This is a genomic window from Pseudomonas algeriensis (assembly GCF_048847255.1).
Classification (GTDB): domain Bacteria; phylum Pseudomonadota; class Gammaproteobacteria; order Pseudomonadales; family Pseudomonadaceae; genus Aquipseudomonas.
The window spans coordinates 84,114-101,943 of sequence record NZ_JBKKRK010000012.1 but is presented as its reverse complement, the minus strand read 5'-3'; the positions used below and the strand labels follow the sequence as shown (position 1 = coordinate 101,943).

General features: G+C 60.4%; 18 protein-coding genes, 1 tRNA gene and 1 pseudogene. 15 read left to right on the top strand and 5 right to left on the bottom strand.

What is annotated here, in order from left to right; translation table 11 throughout:
* Positions 1 to 34 precede the first annotated feature (34 nt).
* Positions 35 to 976 carry a CAF17-like 4Fe-4S cluster assembly/insertion protein YgfZ gene (ygfZ, locus tag ACLK1G_RS18355; protein ID WP_420766711.1) on the bottom strand — a complete coding sequence of 314 codons (942 nt, stop codon included), beginning with the start codon at positions 974 to 976 and terminating at the stop codon, positions 35 to 37.
* A gap of 149 nt (positions 977 to 1,125) precedes the next feature.
* Here ygfZ and ACLK1G_RS18350 point away from each other — a divergent pair, with 149 nt between their 5' ends.
* Together ACLK1G_RS18350 and ACLK1G_RS18345 are read left to right on the top strand one after the other, a co-directional pair.
* Positions 1,126 to 1,380, top strand: a complete 255-nt coding sequence (locus ACLK1G_RS18350) for an FAD assembly factor SdhE (RefSeq protein ID WP_003184348.1) — start codon at positions 1,126 to 1,128, stop codon at positions 1,378 to 1,380.
* On the top strand, positions 1,364 to 1,816 hold the full coding sequence (locus ACLK1G_RS18345; protein WP_420766710.1) for a protein YgfX: 453 nt from the start codon (positions 1,364 to 1,366) through the stop codon (positions 1,814 to 1,816). The genes ACLK1G_RS18350 and ACLK1G_RS18345 overlap by 17 nt, the downstream gene beginning before the upstream one ends.
* On the opposite strand, the gene nadB is transcribed toward ACLK1G_RS18345, so the two are convergent.
* Entirely contained in the window at positions 1,785 to 3,401 is a 1,617-nt protein-coding gene (gene nadB / locus ACLK1G_RS18340) for an L-aspartate oxidase (RefSeq protein ID WP_420766709.1), read from the bottom strand. The genes ACLK1G_RS18345 and nadB overlap by 32 nt on opposite strands.
* Before the next feature lie 557 nt (positions 3,402 to 3,958).
* On the opposite strand from nadB, the gene rpoE reads away from it, so the two are divergent.
* The 4 genes from rpoE (at position 3,959) to ACLK1G_RS18320 (ending at position 7,771) form a co-directional block, all read left to right on the top strand.
* Positions 3,959 to 4,540 carry an RNA polymerase sigma factor RpoE/AlgU gene (gene rpoE, locus ACLK1G_RS18335; RefSeq protein ID WP_003172477.1) on the top strand — a complete coding sequence of 194 codons (582 nt, stop codon included), beginning with the start codon at positions 3,959 to 3,961 and terminating at the stop codon, positions 4,538 to 4,540.
* A gap of 30 nt (positions 4,541 to 4,570) precedes the next feature.
* Positions 4,571 to 5,158 carry a sigma-E factor negative regulatory protein gene (locus ACLK1G_RS18330; RefSeq protein ID WP_039593313.1) on the top strand — a complete coding sequence of 196 codons (588 nt, stop codon included), beginning with the start codon at positions 4,571 to 4,573 and terminating at the stop codon, positions 5,156 to 5,158.
* 8 nt (positions 5,159 to 5,166) lie between these two features.
* Entirely contained in the window at positions 5,167 to 6,114 is a 948-nt protein-coding gene (locus tag ACLK1G_RS18325) for a MucB/RseB C-terminal domain-containing protein (RefSeq protein WP_420766708.1), read from the top strand.
* Positions 6,115 to 6,343: 229 nt separating this feature from the next.
* Positions 6,344 to 7,771, top strand: a complete 1,428-nt coding sequence (locus tag ACLK1G_RS18320) for a DegQ family serine endoprotease (protein ID WP_420766707.1) — start codon at positions 6,344 to 6,346, stop codon at positions 7,769 to 7,771.
* A gap of 70 nt (positions 7,772 to 7,841) precedes the next feature.
* Here the strand turns inward: ACLK1G_RS18320 and ACLK1G_RS18315 are convergent, their stop codons facing one another.
* Entirely contained in the window at positions 7,842 to 9,275 is a 1,434-nt protein-coding gene (locus tag ACLK1G_RS18315; RefSeq protein ID WP_420766706.1) for a M48 family metalloprotease, read from the bottom strand.
* A gap of 98 nt (positions 9,276 to 9,373) precedes the next feature.
* Here ACLK1G_RS18315 and ACLK1G_RS18310 point away from each other — a divergent pair, with 98 nt between their 5' ends.
* Together ACLK1G_RS18310 and ACLK1G_RS18305 are read left to right on the top strand one after the other, a co-directional pair.
* Positions 9,374 to 9,613 carry a sulfurtransferase TusA family protein gene (locus ACLK1G_RS18310; protein ID WP_420766705.1) on the top strand — a complete coding sequence of 80 codons (240 nt, stop codon included), beginning with the start codon at positions 9,374 to 9,376 and terminating at the stop codon, positions 9,611 to 9,613.
* 29 nt (positions 9,614 to 9,642) lie between these two features.
* On the top strand, positions 9,643 to 10,713 hold the full coding sequence (locus ACLK1G_RS18305) for an AI-2E family transporter (RefSeq protein WP_420766704.1): 1,071 nt from the start codon (positions 9,643 to 9,645) through the stop codon (positions 10,711 to 10,713).
* Positions 10,714 to 10,843: 130 nt separating this feature from the next.
* Here ACLK1G_RS18305 and ACLK1G_RS18300 read toward each other — a convergent pair whose 3' ends face one another.
* Together ACLK1G_RS18300 and ACLK1G_RS18295 are read right to left on the bottom strand one after the other, a co-directional pair.
* Complete coding sequence (locus ACLK1G_RS18300; protein ID WP_420766703.1) at positions 10,844 to 11,317, bottom strand: peroxiredoxin; 474 nt, start codon at positions 11,315 to 11,317, stop codon at positions 10,844 to 10,846.
* A 10-nt stretch (positions 11,318 to 11,327) separates the two neighbouring features.
* The gene (locus ACLK1G_RS18295; protein WP_003184325.1) at positions 11,328 to 11,888 is read right to left on the bottom strand and encodes a glycine cleavage system transcriptional repressor; all 561 of its coding nucleotides are present in this window, start codon (positions 11,886 to 11,888) and stop codon (positions 11,328 to 11,330) included.
* Between the two features lie 315 nt (positions 11,889 to 12,203).
* Between ACLK1G_RS18295 and dapA the strand changes: the two genes are divergently transcribed.
* The 7 genes and pseudogenes from dapA to ACLK1G_RS18260 all read left to right on the top strand — a co-directional run bounded on the left by dapA (position 12,204) and on the right by ACLK1G_RS18260 (position 17,829).
* The gene (dapA, locus tag ACLK1G_RS18290) at positions 12,204 to 13,082 is read left to right on the top strand and encodes a 4-hydroxy-tetrahydrodipicolinate synthase (RefSeq protein ID WP_420766702.1); all 879 of its coding nucleotides are present in this window, start codon (positions 12,204 to 12,206) and stop codon (positions 13,080 to 13,082) included.
* A 17-nt stretch (positions 13,083 to 13,099) separates the two neighbouring features.
* Positions 13,100 to 14,215: an NlpB/DapX family lipoprotein gene (gene bamC, locus ACLK1G_RS18285; RefSeq protein ID WP_420766701.1), complete on the top strand. Its 1,116-nt coding sequence runs from the start codon at positions 13,100 to 13,102 to the stop codon at positions 14,213 to 14,215.
* Between the two features lie 4 nt (positions 14,216 to 14,219).
* Positions 14,220 to 14,978 (top strand): MBL fold metallo-hydrolase, encoded by a 759-nt coding sequence (locus ACLK1G_RS18280; RefSeq protein WP_420766700.1) that lies wholly within the window; start codon positions 14,220 to 14,222, stop codon positions 14,976 to 14,978.
* Positions 14,979 to 15,006: 28 nt separating this feature from the next.
* A complete protein-coding gene (gene purC, locus ACLK1G_RS18275) occupies positions 15,007 to 15,720 on the top strand; it encodes a phosphoribosylaminoimidazolesuccinocarboxamide synthase (RefSeq protein ID WP_025212375.1) in 714 nt (237 codons plus the stop codon).
* A gap of 83 nt (positions 15,721 to 15,803) precedes the next feature.
* A tRNA-Ser gene (locus ACLK1G_RS18270) sits at positions 15,804 to 15,893 on the top strand.
* Positions 15,894 to 16,194: 301 nt separating this feature from the next.
* Positions 16,195 to 16,971, top strand: a pseudogene (locus ACLK1G_RS18265) (MCP four helix bundle domain-containing protein); the annotation flags it as partial.
* A 69-nt stretch (positions 16,972 to 17,040) separates the two neighbouring features.
* The gene (locus tag ACLK1G_RS18260) at positions 17,041 to 17,829 is read left to right on the top strand and encodes a methyl-accepting chemotaxis protein (protein WP_411829982.1); all 789 of its coding nucleotides are present in this window, start codon (positions 17,041 to 17,043) and stop codon (positions 17,827 to 17,829) included.
* Position 17,830: the final 1 nt, after the last annotated feature.

Genomic DNA, 17,830 nt, shown 5'->3' with positions numbered 1-17,830 from the left:
TCGGTTCTCTAGGTGTTGCGACAAAATGTTGCGATCAACGCTGGATTTCGCGGTCGCGGTCCAGTTCGTAAGGCAAGTCCAGCAATTGTAGCGCGGGTCCTTCCAAAGCACCGAGGTGCAAATTGCCATCCTCGGCGGCTTCGGCCTGCAACACTCCCAGCAGTTCGATATTCTGCTCGGCCCGGGCAGCAATGACGACCTCGCCGATCGAGCTGCCATGCGTAGGGGAAAACAGCGGGGTGCCAGGCTCCGGCAACTCGGCGGCGTCCAGTTGCAGGCGATACAGGCGGCGCTTGAGCTTGCCGAGGTACTGCATGCGCGCGACGATTTCCTGGCCGGTATAGCAGCCTTTCTTGAAGCTGACACCGCCAACGGCCTGCAGGTTGAGCATCTGAGGAATGAACAGTTCGCGTGTGGCCGCCATGACTTGGCCGATTCCCGCACGAACCTGGCCCAGCAGCCAGCGGTTCAAGTCGCCTTCGGCCAGTTGCGAGCCCAGGCGAGCGCGCAGCGTATCGGCCTGTTCGGCGCGGACCCAGAGTTCGGCGCGGCCCGGGGATACGCGGATGGCGATCAAGGATTCATGGCGTGCCATGCTATCGGTGTCGGCCGGCAGCTCCAGGCCCAGTTCGCTGAGGGCGGCGTCAGCGTTTTCCAGTCCGAAGCGAACCCAGGCCGGGCTTTCATCGGTGAGTTTGGATTTGGAAAACACCGCGTATTTCTTCAGGTCCGCCAGTTGCGGTTCGAGTAACTCGCTGGCCATCGCCATGAGTATGCCGTCGCCCTCGAGCAGGATCCGGAAGCTTGATTGCATCCGGCCTTTCTGTGTGCAGCGGGCGCCGAGGCTGGCCCGGCTGTCGCTCAGGTAATTGAGATTGCAGGTCAATTGGCCTTGCAGGAATTTACCGGCATCCACGCCGCGGACCGCGAGAATGCCTTCGTGGGACAGGGTGCAGAAAAAAGCGGAATCAGCCATGGGTCATCGCAGGGTAAAAAAGTCTGGTGGACATCATAAGGGGGCGCCCTTGAAATGGGTAGTTGCCAAAGGATCGTCGACGGCCGACAAAGCCGTGTGTTCCGCCACGGCCGGGCCTGTATACTTGCGCCCTATTTGAGGAGCGCTCCATGGTCGAAGATGTTGAACTGAATCGCCTCTACTGGCACAGCCGCCGCGGCATGCTTGAGCTTGACGTGTTGCTGGTGCCTTTCGTGAAGGAGGTCTACCCCCACCTCAATGAGGTTGACCGTGCATGCTACGTCCGCCTGCTGGAATGTGAGGACCAGGACATGTTCGGCTGGTTCATGGAACGCAGTGAGTCCGAAGATCCGGAGTTGCAGCGCATGGTCCGGATGATCCTGGACCGTGTCCAACCCAAGTAATTGCTTCGAATGCCGCTGGCGCGCCTCCGGGCAGTTGTTGGCGGCCTATCTGCTGGCGCAGCTGTTCGCCCTTGGCTCGTTGTTGCTATTGGCCGTTCCACCCGGGTTCGCAGCCGTCGGCATCATACTGTGCCTGGGCCATGGCGCCTGGGTACTGCCGCGACACCTGCTGCTGACCCATCGACAGGCTTTTCGCGGCTTGCGTCGCGATGCCGGTGGCTGGCAGCTATGGAGCTCCGACGGCGGCTGGCAATCGGTGCAGTTGCGGCCCGATAGCCTCGCATTGCCGATAATCGTCGTGTTGCGCTTTCGGCTCCAGGGCGAGCGGCGGGTCCGCTCGCTGTGTGTGCCCCGTGATGCGCTGGCGCCGGATGTGCACCGACGCCTGCGAGTGCGGCTCAGGTTCAGCCGGCGTAGGTGGGCGGCACCAGGATAGTATCCAATGGCTCGGGCAACAGGTCCGGGTAATCGAGGGTGTAATGCAGCCCTCGACTTTCCTTGCGTTCCATCGCCGAGCGAATCATCAATTCGGCCACTTGCGCTAGGTTGCGCAGTTCGATCAGGTCCCGGCTGACCTTGTAGTTACTGTAGAACTCATCGATCTCATCGAGCAGCAGTCGTACCCGATGCTGGGCCCGTTGCAAGCGTTTGTTGGTGCGCACGATCCCAACGTAGTCCCACATGAAGCGCCGCAGTTCGTCCCAGTTGTGGGCGATGATGACGTCTTCATCCGAGTCGGTGACCTGGCTGGCATCCCACGAGGGCAGGGCGGCAGGTATGTCGATGCGCGGCAATTGCTCAAGGATGTCGGCCGCTGCCGAGCGGGCGTAGACGAAACATTCCAGCAGCGAATTGCTGGCCATGCGATTGGCGCCGTGCAGCCCGGTAAAACTGGTTTCGCCAATGGCATACAGGCCGGGGACGTCGGTGCGACCGAACTGATCGACCATGACCCCGCCGCAGGTGTAATGCGCCGCCGGCACCACCGGGATAGGCTGCTTGGTGATGTCGATGGAAAATTCCAGGCAGCGTTCGTAGACCGTCGGGAAATGACTCTTGATGAACGCTTCGGGCTTGTGGCTGATATCCAGGTAAACGCAGTCGATGCCCAGGCGCTTCATCTCATGGTCGATGGCTCGGGCAACGATGTCCCGTGGGGCCAGTTCGGCGCGGGGATCGAAGCGCTGCATGAAGCGTTCCCCGTTGGGCAGCTTCAGGTGCGCGCCTTCGCCGCGCAGGGCCTCGGTCACCAAAAAACTCTTGGCGAGCGGGTGATATAAACAAGTCGGGTGGAACTGGTTGAACTCCAGGTTCGCCACCCGGCAACCGGAACGCCAGGCCATGGCAATGCCGTCACCGCAGGCGCCGTCCGGGTTGCTGGTGTAGAGGTAGACCTTGGCCGCGCCACCGGAGGCCAGGATCACGAAGCGCGCGCCGTAGGTGTCGACTTCGCCCGTGCCACGGTTGAGCACATAGGCGCCCAGGCAGCGATCACCGTTCAGACCCAGGCGTTTTTCGGTGATCAGATCGATCGCGACCCGTTGCTCCAGCAATTCGATGTTCGGCCGTTGCCTGGCCTGGGCCAGCAGCGTCTTGAAAATCGCCGCGCCGGTCGCATCGGCGGCATGGATGATCCGCCGATGGCTATGGCCGCCCTCGCGGGTCAGGTGAAATTCAAAGCCGCCATCTTCGGTGCCGGACTGCTCATCGCGGGTGAATGGCACGCCTTGGTCGATCAGCCATTGGATGGCCTCCCTGCTGTGCTCGACGGTAAAGCGCACCGCATCCGGATTGCACAGCCCGCCGCCAGCGTTGAGTGTGTCGTCGACGTGGGATTGGATCGTGTCGGCGTCATCCAGCACGGCTGCGACGCCGCCCTGGGCCCAGAACGTCGAGCCGTTGGCCAGGTCGCCCTTGCTCAGCACGGCGATGCGCAGATGCGCGGGCAAATTCAACGCCAGGCTCAATCCGGCGGCACCGCTGCCGATTACCAGAACATCATGTTGGAACTGTTGGCTCATTCGAATGATTTCCGCTCAAAGCGACCCGTGAGGGGTTGGCGCCGGACATCCGTTTGACGGGTCGGGCAGCCTTGCAGCCCACTAGTATATAGAGGGGGGGATCGGCACAATAGCCGGGCAATCATGGCGATGTGAAACCAGCGTGACGGAAAAACAACACGCTTCGTCGGATCAGGGTTTTCTTGAAATGGCGACAACGCGACGTTTTCGCGGACAGAACGTTGTTTATCTCGTCACGGTTGCCAGATTTTCGTTTCGAAGAGCTGAAAATAGCGGGAACTTTTGCCAAGCGCCTACGTTCAATAGACGGTTGTCTGCAAAAGGGAACAGCGTCGGGTTGGTTAAGGACTTCGATTCAAGTCCTCGTCCGACAGGCCCGGCGACAGATTATTCGCGCAGCCGGGGAATCTCGTGCTGCGTTTTTCGTGCGTGCCGGATCAGAGCGCGCCGGAAACTTGCTTGGAAGGGGGAGAACTTTTGCGAAAAGCCCGAGTCTATGTTTGCAAGCCCGGTCGATTAGTAGTGCAACCCTCCTTCGAGCTTATCGAGGAGTGTTCATGCTAACCCAGGAAGAGGATCAGCAGCTGGTCGAACGCGTTCAGCGCGGCGACAAGCGAGCTTTCGATCTGCTAGTGCTGAAATACCAGCACAAAATTCTCGGGTTGATCGTGCGTTTCGTGCACGACACCCATGAAGCCCAGGATGTTGCCCAGGAAGCCTTCATCAAGGCCTACCGCGCACTTGGAAATTTCCGCGGGGATAGCGCGTTTTACACGTGGCTTTACCGCATCGCCATTAACACGGCGAAAAACTATCTGGTTTCACGCGGCCGCCGGCCGCCGGATAGTGATGTGAGTTCCGAAGATGCTGAGTTCTACGATGGCGATCATGGCCTCAAGGACCTCGAATCTCCGGAGCGTGCATTACTGCGGGATGAGATCGAAGGCACCGTCCATCGAACCATCCAGCAATTGCCTGAAGATTTGCGTACGGCTTTAACTTTACGTGAATTCGACGGTCTGAGTTACGAGGACATTGCGAGCGTCATGCAATGTCCGGTGGGTACCGTGCGCTCCCGGATCTTCCGCGCTCGGGAGGCCATCGATAAAGCCCTGCAACCGTTGTTGCAGGAAAACTGAGACAGCGGCGACAGCCAAGAGAGGAACGCCATGAGTCGTGAAGCCCTGCAGGAATCGCTGTCCGCAGTGATGGATAACGAAGCGGACGAATTGGAATTACGTCGGGTATTGAATGCCTTCGACGATGTTGAAACCCGTGAGACCTGGGCGCGCTATCAGATCGCCCGGGCTGTCATGCACAAGGACCTGCTGCTTCCGCGTCTGGATATCGCTGCGGCAGTGTCTGCTGCGCTGGCTGATGAAGCCGTACCGGCAAAAGCCTCCCGCGGTCCATGGCGCAGCCTGGGTCGCCTGGCTGTAGCTGCTTCGGTCACCGTTGCGGTACTGGCCGGTGTGCGGTTGTACAACCAGGATGAGATCGCTGGCGTTCAAATGGCGCAGCAATCGAACCAGCCAAGCCTGGCAACGCCACAGGTCAAAGGTCCTGCGGTGCTGGCCGGCTACAGTGAAGGTTCGGAAGCTGCTGGCCCGATGAACAATGGTGTCCTGCAAGGACAACCAGGCTGGCACGATCAGCGCCTGCCTAACTACCTGCGCCAGCATGCCCAACAGGCTGCATTGAAGGGCACTGAAAGCGCGCTGCCCTACGCTCGCGCGGCCAGTCTGGAAAACCGTTAAGGAGGACCATGCGCGCCATACCTCTTTTATCGCTTCTGCTCGGTGGCTGGTGCGTGATTCCAGCCCATGCCGGCGAGGCTCAAGACTGGCTTAATCGTCTGAGTCAAGCCGAGCAACAGCAAAGCTTCCAGGGCACTTTCGTTTACGAGCGTAACGGTAGTTTTTCTACCCATAACATCTGGCATCGCGTCCAGGATGGCAAAATCCGCGAGCGGTTGCTCCAGCTCGACGGTTCGGCACAGGAGGTCATGCGCATTGATGGACGTACTCAATGCGTCAGTGGCACCTTGATCGCCGGGCTGGGAAATACGCCAGATGGCACTGCACGTGCGCTCGATCCGCAAAAACTCAAGAATTGGTATGACCTTGCCGTGATCGGCAAGTCGCGTGTGGCTGGGCGACAAGCTGTCATTGTGGCCCTGACTCCGAAGGACCAGCATCGCTACGGGTTCGAGTTGCATCTGGACAAGGAAACCGGGCTGCCGCTCAAATCCCTGCTGCTCAACGACAAGGGACAGTTGCTCGAGCGCTTTCAATTCACCCGCCTGAACATCACCTCACCTTCGGACGCTGACCTGCAGGCCAGTGCCGAATGCACGGCTGTGGCGCAGGATCCGAACAAGGCGACGGCAGTGAAGACCGCATGGCGTTCGGACTGGCTTCCGCCGGGCTTTGAATTGACCAGCAGTGTCGCGCGAAATGACCCTGACACCAAAGTGCAGGTCAGCAGCCTCATGTACGACGATGGCCTGGCTCGGTTCTCGGTGTTTCTGGAGCCGTTGAACGGCGCCACGGCTACCGATACCCGAACTCAGCTAGGTCCGACCGCCGCCGTATCCCGCCGTCTGACCACGCCGCAAGGTGAAATGATGGTCACGGTGGTAGGTGAGATACCTATCGGGACGGCGGAACGGATCGCGCTTTCCATGCGCTCCGACGTCGCGGCAGCCAAGTAGCCATTGCGCAAGTGGCTCGATTGCGCGGCAGGCCGTTAACGCCAAGGCTTGATCGAATTGCTGAAACTTCCTGTCAGCATTTTCATTTGCAAAAAATCGATTTTTTTTCTATTAGGTCAGAGCCGCTCGGCTCTGGCCTTGTCTGTTTGCGGAACGAAAATACCGGCGTATCGTTCTCCGGTGTTTCAGCTCCATATCGCTTAACCATGCTCGTCGTAACGGGAGCCGTATGTCGATACCACGCTTGAAAACCTATCTCTCCATATTCGCCACCGTGCTGGTCCTCGGTCAGGCCGTTCCCGCAGCGGCGGTCGAATTGCCGGACTTCACCCAACTGGTCGAACAGGCTTCACCCGCAGTCGTGAACATCAGTACGACGCAGAAGCTGCCTGAGCGCCGGGTGATGGACCCACAGATGCCGGACCTGGAAGGTCTGCCACCCATGCTGCGCGAGTTTTTCGAGCGCGGAATGCCGCAGCCTCGTTCACCGGGTGGTGGCCGCCAGCGGGAAGCGCAATCCCTGGGTTCGGGTTTCATTATTTCGCCCGATGGCTACATCCTCACCAATAACCATGTCATCGCGGATGCCGATGAGATCCTGGTCCGCCTGGCCGATCGCAGTGAGCTCAAGGCCAAACTGATCGGCACCGATCCACGGTCCGATGTGGCGCTACTCAAAATCGAAGGCAAGGATTTGCCAGTCCTCAAGCTTGGCAAATCCCAGAACCTGAAGGCCGGCCAATGGGTCGTGGCGATCGGTTCGCCGTTCGGCTTTGACCACACCGTGACCCAGGGCATTGTCAGCGCCATCGGCCGCAGCCTGCCGAACGAGAACTACGTGCCGTTCATCCAGACCGACGTGCCGATCAACCCCGGCAACTCCGGCGGCCCGTTGTTCAACCTTGACGGTGAAGTGGTGGGCATCAATTCCCAGATCTACACCCGCTCGGGCGGTTTCATGGGTGTGTCCTTCGCCATTCCAATCGACGTCGCCATGGACGTTTCCAATCAGTTGAAAAGCGAAGGCAAAGTCAGCCGTGGCTGGCTGGGCGTGGTCATCCAGGAAGTGAACAAGGACCTGGCCGAGTCGTTCGGGCTGGAAAAACCCGCCGGTGCCCTGGTGGCACAGATCCAGGAAGGTGGCCCGGCTGCCAAGGGCGGCTTGCAGGTTGGTGATGTGATTCTCAGCCTCAATGGCCAGCCGATCGTCATGTCCGCCGACTTGCCGCACCTGGTGGGTGCCCTGAAGGCCGGTGCCAAGGCCAGCCTCGAAGTGATTCGCGAAGGCAAGCGTAAGAACGTCGAGTTGACCGTTGGCGCTATACCGGAAGAGGGCAAGGAGCTGGATTCGCTGCCCAAGTCCGGCGTAGAGCGCAGCAGTAATCGCTTGGGCGTCGCGGTGGTCGAATTGACCGACGAGCAGAAGCGCACTCTGGAACTGCAGGGCGGGGTGGTGATCAGGGAAGTACAGGACGGTCCTGCTGCACTGATCGGCCTGCAACCGGGCGACATCATTACGCACCTGAATAACCAGGCCATCGGGTCCGCCAAGGAATTCACCGATATCGCCAAGGCCCTGCCGAAGAATCGCTCGGTGTCGATGCGAGTCCTGCGCCAGGGACGTGCGAGCTTCATCACGTTCAAACTGGCTGAATAAGCCCGTCTGCAGCTGAAAAAAAAACCGCCTCGATGTATGTCGAGGCGGTTTTTTTATGCCTGGCTGAAGCTCAGCCCATCATGTCCTTGACCATTCGCTCCTGTTCCATAAGCTCACGCTGCCGTGCGTCGATGCGGGACGACAATGGAAAGTTGCCGCTGGCGCGGCGTTTGGCGAAGTCCAATTGTTGAATCGCCTGGCGATAGTCGCCGACCAACGCGAAGTATTCGGCGCGGGCCTGGTGCAAGCCGATGATGTTGCCCGACAGGCCGCGCGTCTCGGCAACCATGTACCAGACGTCCGGATCGTCCGGGCGACTCTTGAGCAGCGTCTCCAGGGCTTTTTCTGCGTCAGCGGGGCGGTTTTGCTTTAGCAGCAGGTCAACGCGCACTTGGTTGAGGGGATAGTTGCCAGGGTATTGAACCAGCATCCGGTCGACGCGGGATTGGGCGTCAGCCAGCTTGTTGTTGGTAATGTCCAGATCGACTTGGGCCAGGTTGTAGATGATTTCGTTGGGTGATTTGGCCAGCAGCGGCTTGAGGTTCTCCCGCGCTTCATTCAACTGGCCACCCTTGACCTGGGCGATGGCCAGGCCATAGCGGGCCACATCGTTTTTGGGGTTCTCGTCCAACAGTGCGCGGAAGCGCTTGGCGGCCAGGCCTGGGGTTTCCTCATAGGTCAGCTGGACGCGCGCACGAATCAGTTGATAACGCATGCTGTCCTCGATGCCCCCCGGCTTGGCCTGTTCGGCGCGGTTGCGGGTGTCGGCGATACGCGACTCGGTGACCGGGTGCGTCAACAGAAACTCCGGAGGCTTGGCGTCAAAGCGGTATTGGCGCATCAGACGCTCGAACATGGTCGGCATGGATCGAGGGTCGTACCCAGCTTTTTCCAGATTCTGGATGCCGATTCGGTCGGCTTCCTGTTCGTTCTGGCGCGAAAAGCGCCGTTGCTCCTGGATGGCGGCGGCCTGGGTCCCCGCGATGGCGGCAATCCCTGCATCGCCCCCGCCAGCGGCGGCGACCACGATGCCGGCCAGCAGCGCGGCCATCATCGGTACTTGCATGCGCTGTTGAGCTTCCACGCCACGGGCGAAGTGGCGCTGCGACAAGTGCGCCAGCTCGTGGGCCATGACCGACGCGTATTCGCCTTCGGTCTGTGCGTTGAGGAACAGCCCGCCGTTGACCCCGACGATTCCGCCCGGTGCGGCGAAGGCGTTGAGCTGCGGGCTGTTGATCAGGATGAATTCCAGGCGCCGGTCATTGACCTGGCTGGTCTCCACCAGCTTGTAGACGCTGGTTTCGACGTAGTCCTTGAGCTGGGGGTCGTTGAGCTGTGAAACCTGGCTGCGCAGCAGCGCCAGCCAGGCGCGGCCCAGTTGGTGCTCCTGTTCTGGCGAGACGATGGCAGAACTGGCGTCGCCAAGTGACGGCAGGTCGTCGGCGAAGCCCGGTGAGGCAAGCAGGCAGGCGAGCGTCAGCAGGGTGGGGCGCAGAAATGTCATGCACGAAGCCTTAGTCGACAAAGACCTTACTGTAGCCGGACAGCGGGTCCGGGACCAGATATTCTAGGCGGCTCGACGACCCATTGCGGAGTGAAACAATGACCGATGCTGTAGCCCACGATGCCGAGCTGGACGCCAGTGGCCTGAATTGTCCGTTGCCGTTGCTCAAGGCCAAGCAGGAACTCAATCGCCTGACCAGTGGCGCCGTGCTCAAGGTAACCGCCACGGACGCTGGCTCCCAGCGCGATTTCCGCACCTTCGCCCGGTTGGCCGGTCATACGCTGCTGCGTGAAGAGGACGAAAACGGCACCTACCGTTACTGGTTGAAAAAAGCCTGAAGGCAGGCGACATCTCTTAGGGATTTTTAATGTTCAAAGTGTTACGCGACTGGATCCAGCGCTACTTTTCCGATGAAGAGGCGGTGGTCCTGGCAGTGCTCCTGTTCCTGGCTTTTACCGCCGTGCTCACTTTGGGCGGCATGTTGGCACCGGTGTTGGCGGGGATGGTGCTGGCGTACCTGATGCAAGGGCTGGTCATCACTTTGGAGCGCTTGCGACTGCCGGGTTCGGTCGCGGTAGGGTTGGTGTTCGCGCTGTTCATGGGCGTGCTGGTGGTCTTCCTGGTGGTGATCGTGCCCTTGCTGTGGCACCAGTTGGTGACGTTGTTCAACGAATTGCCGGGGATGCTCGTCAAATGGCAATCGCTGCTGTTGCTGCTACCGGAGCGTTATCCCCACCTGGTCTCGGACGAGCAGGTATTGCAGACGATCGAAGTGGTACGCGGCGAGATCGGCAAGTTCGGCCAGTGGGCGCTGACGTTTTCGCTGTCCAGCCTGCCGTTGCTCGTGAACATCATGATCTATCTGGTGCTGGTGCCGATCCTGGTGTTTTTCTTCCTCAAGGACCGGGAAATGATCGGACGCTGGGTCCGCGGTTACCTGCCGCGCGAACGGGCATTGATCACCCGGGTGGCGCAGGAGATGAATCGGCAGATCGCCAATTACATCCGCGGGAAAGTCATCGAGATTTTTATCTGTGGCGGCGTCACCTACATCGGCTTCGTCGCCCTGGGGCTCAATTACGCCGCCCTGTTGGCGCTGCTGGTGGGTATTTCAGTGGTGGTGCCCTACGTCGGCACCGTGGTGGTGACCGTGCCGGTGGCATTGATCGCACTGTTCCAGTGGGGCTGGAGCGATCAGTTCATCTATCTGATGGCCGTCTACGGAATCATCCAGACCCTGGACGGCAACGTGCTCGTACCGTTGCTGTTCTCCGAGGCGGTGAACCTGCATCCGGTGGCGATTATCTGCGCAGTGTTGTTGTTCGGCGGATTGTGGGGGTTCTGGGGAGTGTTCTTCGCGATTCCCCTGGCGACGCTGTTCAAGGCAGTGCTGGATGCGTGGCCGAGCAAGGAGCCGGTAGTGGCGCCGTTGCTATAGCAGTGATATAGCCGGTGATGCTACCGGCCCTTTCGTGAGCAGGCTCGCTCCCACAGGGGATTTGCGGTGTTCCGTGAAATCCTGTGGGAGCGAGCTTGCTCGCGATGAGGCCGAAGCTGACAACGATAACTCAGGCCTTGTTGAGCGCCTGAGCCGCCGCCAACACCGCATCCACATGCCCCGGCACCTTCACGCCACGCCATTCCTGGCGCAACACTCCCTGTTTATCGATCAGGAACGTGCTGCGATCAACGCCCAGGTATTCCTTGCCGTAAAGCTTCTTCAACTTGATCACGTCGAACAACTGGCAAACCGCTTCGTCCTTGTCGCTGATCAGCTCGAAGGGGAATTCCTGCTTGCACTTGAAGTTCTCGTGGGACTTGAGGCTGTCCCGGGAGACGCCGAACACTTCGGTGGTGGCGGCCTGGAATTGCGCGTACTGATCGCGGAAACCCTGGCCTTCGGTGGTGCAGCCGGGCGTGCTGTCCTTGGGGTAGAAATAAATGACCACTTGCTTGCCCTTCAGGGCTGCGAGGCTGATGGTCTGCCCGCTGGTGGCGGGCGCCTGGAAATCGGTAACCGGCTGGTCGATGGCAACGGCCATGAACGCTTCCTTACATTGGGTTTTGTGGGCGCCACGGTTCGATCAATGCGTCGAGGTTCATCGCGTCCGCGAAATCCAGGAACTGATCACGCAGCCAGCTGATCTGGGTGCCGGCCGGCAGTGTCACGGTGAACGTGGCGTTGAGCATGGTGCCGCCGGTCTGCGGGGCCTGGTAGGTGTCGCAGGTCAGGTTCTCCAGTTCGACGTGGTGGTCCATGAAGAACTGGCACAGCTCGTTGATGATGTCCGGGCGGTAGGCCGAGCTCACGTAAGCCACATAAGGCAGGGCCTGGGGACGATTCTCCAAGGCGGCGCTGCGTACCACGTTGACGGTGAAGGCATGTTTCTTGGCCAGTACAGGCAGGCTGCCCTCAAGGCGGGCCAGCGCGTCCCAGCTGCCGGAAATTTCCAGCACGAGCGCGCTGCACTCGCCATGACGGGTCAGGCGTGACGTCACGACGGCGCAGCGATTTTCATGGCTGGCGCGGCACAGGACGTTAGTCAGCTCCATGGGGTTGGCGCCAAGGGCACTGATAACAAGGAATTGTTCGCGGACTGTGGGGGTGGACATGCAGCATTCCTAAAGCGATGAGCGGTCGGTACGTTTCAGCTCGATGTGGTGCCAGCCTTGGGAAATCGAACGGTTCAAGCCCTTCGCCTCGTGGATGCGTTGCGTTGCGGGGCAACACAAATACACCGGGACACACGCAGGATCGGGGCTTGTAACGACGAAAACGGAGGCTGGGGACCGGCGTATGAGCTTATCGCTACCGATCAAAGCCTGAAGGGTAGCGAAAACCATCGCCAAGGGGAATGGGAGTTCGCTTGTACAAGCATCTTGGCGCCAGTACCATTACGGCTCTCTTTTTCCGGCAGGAGCGGTTTCATGATTGCGGGCAGTATGGTGGCACTGGTCACACCCATGGATGCACAAGGGCGTCTTGACTGGGCCAGCCTCAGCAAACTCGTGGACTTCCACCTTGAAAACGGCACCCATGCCATTGTCGCCGTCGGCACCACAGGCGAGTCGGCTACCCTTGATGTCAACGAACATATCGAAGTCATCCGCGCCGTCGTCAAGCAGGTCAACGGCCGCATTCCGGTGATCGCCGGCACCGGAGCCAACTCGACCCGCGAGGCCGTCGAACTGACCCGCAACGCCAAGGAAGCCGGCGCCGATGCCTGCCTGCTGGTCGTTCCGTACTACAACAAGCCGACCCAGGAAGGCTTGTACCAGCACTTCAAGTACATTGCCGAAGCGGTCGACATCCCGCAGATCCTCTATAACGTTCCCGGCCGCACCTCCTGCGATATGCAAGCCGAGACCGTGATTCGCCTGTCCACCGTGCCGAACATCATCGGCATCAAGGAAGCCACGGGCGACCTGGTACGGGCCAAGGCCATCCTCGATGGCGTCAGCAAGGATTTCATCGTGCTGTCTGGCGATGACCCGACAGCCGTCGAGCTGATCCTGCTGGGCGGCAAGGGCAATATTTCCGTGACCGCCAACGTCGCTCCGCGAGAAATGGCCGATCTGTGCGAGGCCGCGCTCAAGGGCGATGCCGAGACCGCACGTGCAATCAACGAAAAACTGATGCCGCTGCACAAGGACCTGTTCATCGAAGCCAACCCGATCCCGGTGAAGTTTGCCTTGGTCGAAATGGGCCTGATGCACGAAGGCATTCGCCTGCCGCTCACCTGGTTGAGCAACACCTGTCACGAACCGCTGCGGCAGGCCATGCGCCAGTCCGGCGTCCTGGTTTAATTGAGGAAGTACAACGCATGAAGCGAATGGCCGGACTTTCCGCACTTGCCTTGATTATCTCCAGCACCAGTGGCTGCGGGTGGATCTGGGGACCGGATGGTTACTTCCGCGACCGTGGTAGCGACTACCTCGAAGCGCAACAGACTGCACCGATGCAACTGCCACCGGACGTCAGCGTCGCCAAGCGTTTGGATCCGCTGCTGCCGATCCCGCGCAACGTCGCCGACGACAGCGTCAAGGGCGAATACGTTGTCCCGCGACCACAGCCGCTGTCGGCCGTGGCCGATGCGAGTGACTACACCCTGCAAAAGAGCGGTGACTCCAGCTGGGTCATGGGCCAGCACCCACCGGCCGAAGTCTGGCCGGTGGCGATCCAGTTCTTCCAGGACAACGGTTTCCGCCTGGACGAGCAGCGCCCACAGACGGGTGAATTCACCACCACCTGGCAGCGTTCCGATGAACTGTCCGCCGCCATGGCCAAGCGCCTGAGCGCCGCCGGTGTCTCGGCAGACAGCGAAACCCGCGTGCGCGTACGGATCGAGCCGGGCGTACAGCGCAACACCAGTGAGATTTACGTGGTCAGCGCCGAGCGTCCCGCCGGCAGCACCGCCGACGTGGCCTTCACCAATCGCTCGGTCAATACCGGCCTCGACGCCGCGCTGGTGGACGACATGCTTGCCAGCATGAGCCGCACCGCGGAGCAGGGCGGTTCGGTTTCGATGCTCGCGACCCGCGACTACGACACGCCAAGCCGCGTCAGCCTGAGCGAAGACGGCAGCGGCAACCCGGTGCTCAACGTCGGCTCCGACCTCGACCGTGCCTGGTCGAGCGTGGGTCGTGCGCTGGAGCAGGGCGAATGGCGCGTTGAAGACATCAACCGCAGCCTGGGCCTGTACTACATCAACCTGGCTGAAAAAGCCGAGAAGAAAGACGAGAAGCCTGGCTTCTTCAGCAACCTGTTCGGCAGCGCGCCGGACAAGGAAGAAATCGAAGCCCGCGCCGAGCGTTACCAGGTTCGCCTGAGCAAGGTCGGCGACAACGTCCAGGTCACCGTCGAGAAGAACATCAACACCGTGGCGCCGGCCGATGTAGCCCGCAAGGTGTTGGGCGTGATTCAGGACAACCTGGGCTGATCCGATGCGTTTTGCCGTTCTCGGCAGCGGTAGCCAGGGGAACGGCACGCTGATAGCCAGTGCTGGGACCTACGTTCTGGTCGATTGTGGTTTCTCCCTGCGGGAAACCGAGAAGCGCCTGTTGCGCCTGGGTGTGCACCCGGCGCAACTGAGCGCGATATTGGTGACCCACGAACATGCCGACCACGTGCATGGCGTGGGTTTGCTGTCTCGGCGCTACAATCTGCCGGTGTACCTGAGCCGTGGGACGTTCGAAGGCCTGCGCAAACCCATCGAGCCAGCTGGTTTCGTGGCCGGCGGCGAGCAACTGCGTGTCGGCGGCCTGGATATCAGCGTGGTCAGTGTGGCCCACGATGCCCGGGAGCCAACCCAGTATGTGTTCAGCGACGGCGAGCGGCGCTTTGGATTGCTCACCGACCTGGGATCGTATTGCGACAGGGTCATGGACAGCTACCGGGACCTCGATGCGTTGATGATCGAGTCCAACCACTGCCGGGACATGTTGGCGCGTGGGTACTATCCGTATTTTCTCAAGCAGCGGGTAGGCGGGGAGCACGGACATTTGAACAACCACCAGGCGGCATACCTGGTGGCCGAGTTGGGCTGGCAAGGCCTGCAACACCTGGTCCTGGCCCATTTGAGCAGCAAGAACAACCTGCCGCAGCTGGCCCGGCAATGTTTCGTCGACACCCTTGGGTGCGACCCGGACTGGCTGCAACTGGCCGATCAAGATTCAGGGCTCGACTGGCGACATATCGCCTAGCCCATCTACTTAGCAAGCGGAGCCCATCATGGAAAAACGTGAAGAACTCTACCGCGGCAAAGCGAAGTCGGTTTACAAGACCGACGACGCTGACCGCTTGATCCTGCTGTTTCGCAACGACACTTCGGCGTTCGACGGCAAGCGCATCGAACAACTCGACCGCAAGGGCATGGTGAACAACAAGTTCAACGCCTTCATCATGCAGAAGCTCGAAGCCGCCGGCGTGCCGACTCAGTTCGACAAGCTGCTGGGCGACAACGAGTGCCTGGTCAAGAAGCTGGACATGATCCCGGTCGAATGCGTCGTGCGTAACTACGCCGCTGGCAGCCTGGTCAAGCGCCTGGGCGTGGAGGAGGGCATGAAGCTCAACCCTTACACGTTCGAGCTGTTCCTGAAGGACGACGCCAAGGGCGACCCGTTCATCAACGAATCCCATGTCGTGGCCTTCGGTTGGGGCACCGCCGAGCAACTGGCTCGCATGAAGGAACTGTCCCTGAAGGTCAACGAAGTGCTGACCAAGCTGTTCGACGACGCGGGCCTGCTGCTGGTGGACTTCAAGCTTGAATTCGGTGTGTTCAGCGATGGCTCCATTGTCCTGGGCGACGAGTTCAGCCCGGATGGCTGCCGCCTGTGGGACAAGGACACCAAGAAGAAAATGGACAAGGACCGCTTCCGCCAAGGCCTCGGTGACGTCATCGAAGCCTACGAAGAAGTCGCCCAGCGCCTGGGTGTACCGCTGTAGTCGACGCAAGCGACTGATAGCACGGAAAAAATTTCGCCCGGGGGTTCGCTTCCGGCGAATGTGCTGGTATGATGCGCGCCACTGGAGAGATGCCGGAGTGGCCGAACGGGACGGATTCGAAATCCGTTGTACTGGCAACAGTACCTAGGGTTCAAATCCCTATCTCTCCGCCATTATTGAATACGACTAAGCCCCTGAAATGGTTGAACATTTCAGGGGCTTTTTCGTTTTTGGCGATTTGAACAATCCGTTTCTCGTCCAGCCTCACCCTGCCGTCCGTCGTGAATCTCCTCCGACCTGTAAATTCTGACAGTAGCCCGTCCTCCCAGGATGAGGTCCGGGAGGTCGCGCAGTTTCTACCTCAAACCGTTCATCCCGGCCAACCCGCTGGTTTGTGGCAATCAGACTAATGGGCTATAGCTCAAGACAAGGCTGCCGATAGGCAGGTATTCCCCCCGTGTAAGGAGTGACACCATGCTGCGGTTTTTCGCCGACTTGGGCTTTCGTTGGAAAATCACTCTGCCGATTGCGTTCCTGGCTGTGTTGCTGGTGCTGATGGGGTGGACGGGGATGCGCGGCATCGGCCAGGTGACCGAATCCAGTACGCAGTTGACCAAGCGTTATCTGCCGGCCATCAGCCTGTTGCTCAATGCGGATCGTGACCTGTATCAGGCCTTCGTTGCCGAACGCAGTTTGCTGGGTGGCGGGGCGACGGCTCATGTCGAGGCGCTGCGGGCCAGTCACAGGGACAATTTGAAGCAAGCGTACGATCGCGTGCAAAAATACGCGGCGATGCAGCCAGGTGCCGAGGCGCAGGCGCTCGTCGGTCAGTTCAATGACCGCTTTGTCCAGTGGTCGCAGATCTCGCGTCAGGTCGTCGAGCAAGCCACGAGCAATCCGCAGGCGGCCAGTGCACTGAGTTTTGGTGAGGGCGAGAGCAAATTCGACACCATGCGCGATGCCATCGACAAACTGGGTGAGCTGGAAGACGAGGCGTCGCAACGGGAAGGTCAAGCGGCGATCGATCACGGACAAGCCGTGGGCCTGCAGCAGGGAGGCATCTTGCTGGTCGGCCTGGTCGGCTGCATCCTGCTGATCGTGACCTTGCCCATGGTCGTGTTGCGTCCGATGCGTCGCTTGCTCCACCGGGTCGAACAGATCGCCGAAGGTGGTGGCGATCTGAAGGGTCGTCTCGAAGTGCGTTCGTCCGATGAGCTGGGACAACTCGGCAGCGCCTTCAACCGTTTCCTCGACAAGCTGCAACCGCTGATTGCCGAAGTAGGGCGGGTGACCGGCGAGGTCGATTCCGCCGCGCGGGCCATGGCCGATATGGCCGCGACGAACGATCGGTTGATCAGCAGCGAGCACGCCGCGCTCGATCAGGTCAGTACCGCCGCCACCCAAATGAGCGCGGCGGTGCATGAAGTGGCGCACAACGCGGTAAGTGCTTCGGATGCAGCGCAACAGGCGAGCAGTCAATCTCGCGATGGCGCCGAGGTGGTCAGCAGCACCATCGAGTCGATCCGCCAGTTGGCCCAGGAAGTGGAGAGCGCCTCGGGTACGATCGAGGCACTGGCCCAGGAGACCTCCAGTATCGGTGCCGTGCTCGAGGTGATCCGTGGCATCGCTGAGCAGACCAACCTGTTGGCGCTGAATGCTGCCATCGAAGCCGCTCGGGCCGGTGAGCAGGGCCGTGGTTTTGCCGTGGTGGCCGACGAGGTGAGGGCGCTCGCGGCCCGCACCCAGGACTCCACCAAGGACATCCAGGTTCGCATCGAGCGCTTGCAGAGCGGCGTCGCCAAGGCGGTACAAGCCATGCACGTGGGCAGCAGCAAGGCCCGGGACAGCGTGGAGCGTGCGGCAGGTGTCGATCAGGTGCTCAGCGGTACCGGCGGTTCGATCCAGCGGATCAACGACATGGCCGCGCAGATCGCCAATGCCTGTGAGGAACAAAGCAGCGTCACCGAGGAAATAGCCCGCAATATTTCCGATATCCGCGATCTTTCCAACGAAGCGGCCGCCAATTCTGCCCAAAGCATGCATGCCAGCCAGCAGTTGTCGAATCTGTCGAGGAATCTCGCAGAGCTGACCGGCCGCTTCCGCACCTGAG

Coding starts and splice junctions, on each gene's coding strand:
- ygfZ (WP_420766711.1), bottom strand. CDS start 976: ATGGCTGATTCCGCTTTTTTCTGCACCCTGTCCCACGAAGGCATTCTC.
- ACLK1G_RS18350 (WP_003184348.1), top strand. CDS start 1,126: ATGGTCGAAGATGTTGAACTGAATCGCCTCTACTGGCACAGCCGCCGC.
- nadB (WP_420766709.1), bottom strand. CDS start 3,401: ATGAGCCAACAGTTCCAACATGATGTTCTGGTAATCGGCAGCGGTGCC.
- rpoE (WP_003172477.1), top strand. CDS start 3,959: ATGCTAACCCAGGAAGAGGATCAGCAGCTGGTCGAACGCGTTCAGCGC.
- ACLK1G_RS18330 (WP_039593313.1), top strand. CDS start 4,571: ATGAGTCGTGAAGCCCTGCAGGAATCGCTGTCCGCAGTGATGGATAAC.
- ACLK1G_RS18325 (WP_420766708.1), top strand. CDS start 5,167: ATGCGCGCCATACCTCTTTTATCGCTTCTGCTCGGTGGCTGGTGCGTG.
- ACLK1G_RS18320 (WP_420766707.1), top strand. CDS start 6,344: ATGTCGATACCACGCTTGAAAACCTATCTCTCCATATTCGCCACCGTG.
- ACLK1G_RS18315 (WP_420766706.1), bottom strand. CDS start 9,275: ATGACATTTCTGCGCCCCACCCTGCTGACGCTCGCCTGCCTGCTTGCC.
- ACLK1G_RS18310 (WP_420766705.1), top strand. CDS start 9,374: ATGACCGATGCTGTAGCCCACGATGCCGAGCTGGACGCCAGTGGCCTG.
- ACLK1G_RS18305 (WP_420766704.1), top strand. CDS start 9,643: ATGTTCAAAGTGTTACGCGACTGGATCCAGCGCTACTTTTCCGATGAA.
- ACLK1G_RS18300 (WP_420766703.1), bottom strand. CDS start 11,317: ATGGCCGTTGCCATCGACCAGCCGGTTACCGATTTCCAGGCGCCCGCC.
- ACLK1G_RS18295 (WP_003184325.1), bottom strand. CDS start 11,888: ATGTCCACCCCCACAGTCCGCGAACAATTCCTTGTTATCAGTGCCCTT.
- dapA (WP_420766702.1), top strand. CDS start 12,204: ATGATTGCGGGCAGTATGGTGGCACTGGTCACACCCATGGATGCACAA.
- bamC (WP_420766701.1), top strand. CDS start 13,100: ATGAAGCGAATGGCCGGACTTTCCGCACTTGCCTTGATTATCTCCAGC.
- ACLK1G_RS18280 (WP_420766700.1), top strand. CDS start 14,220: ATGCGTTTTGCCGTTCTCGGCAGCGGTAGCCAGGGGAACGGCACGCTG.
- purC (WP_025212375.1), top strand. CDS start 15,007: ATGGAAAAACGTGAAGAACTCTACCGCGGCAAAGCGAAGTCGGTTTAC.
- ACLK1G_RS18260 (WP_411829982.1), top strand. CDS start 17,041: ATGGCCGATATGGCCGCGACGAACGATCGGTTGATCAGCAGCGAGCAC.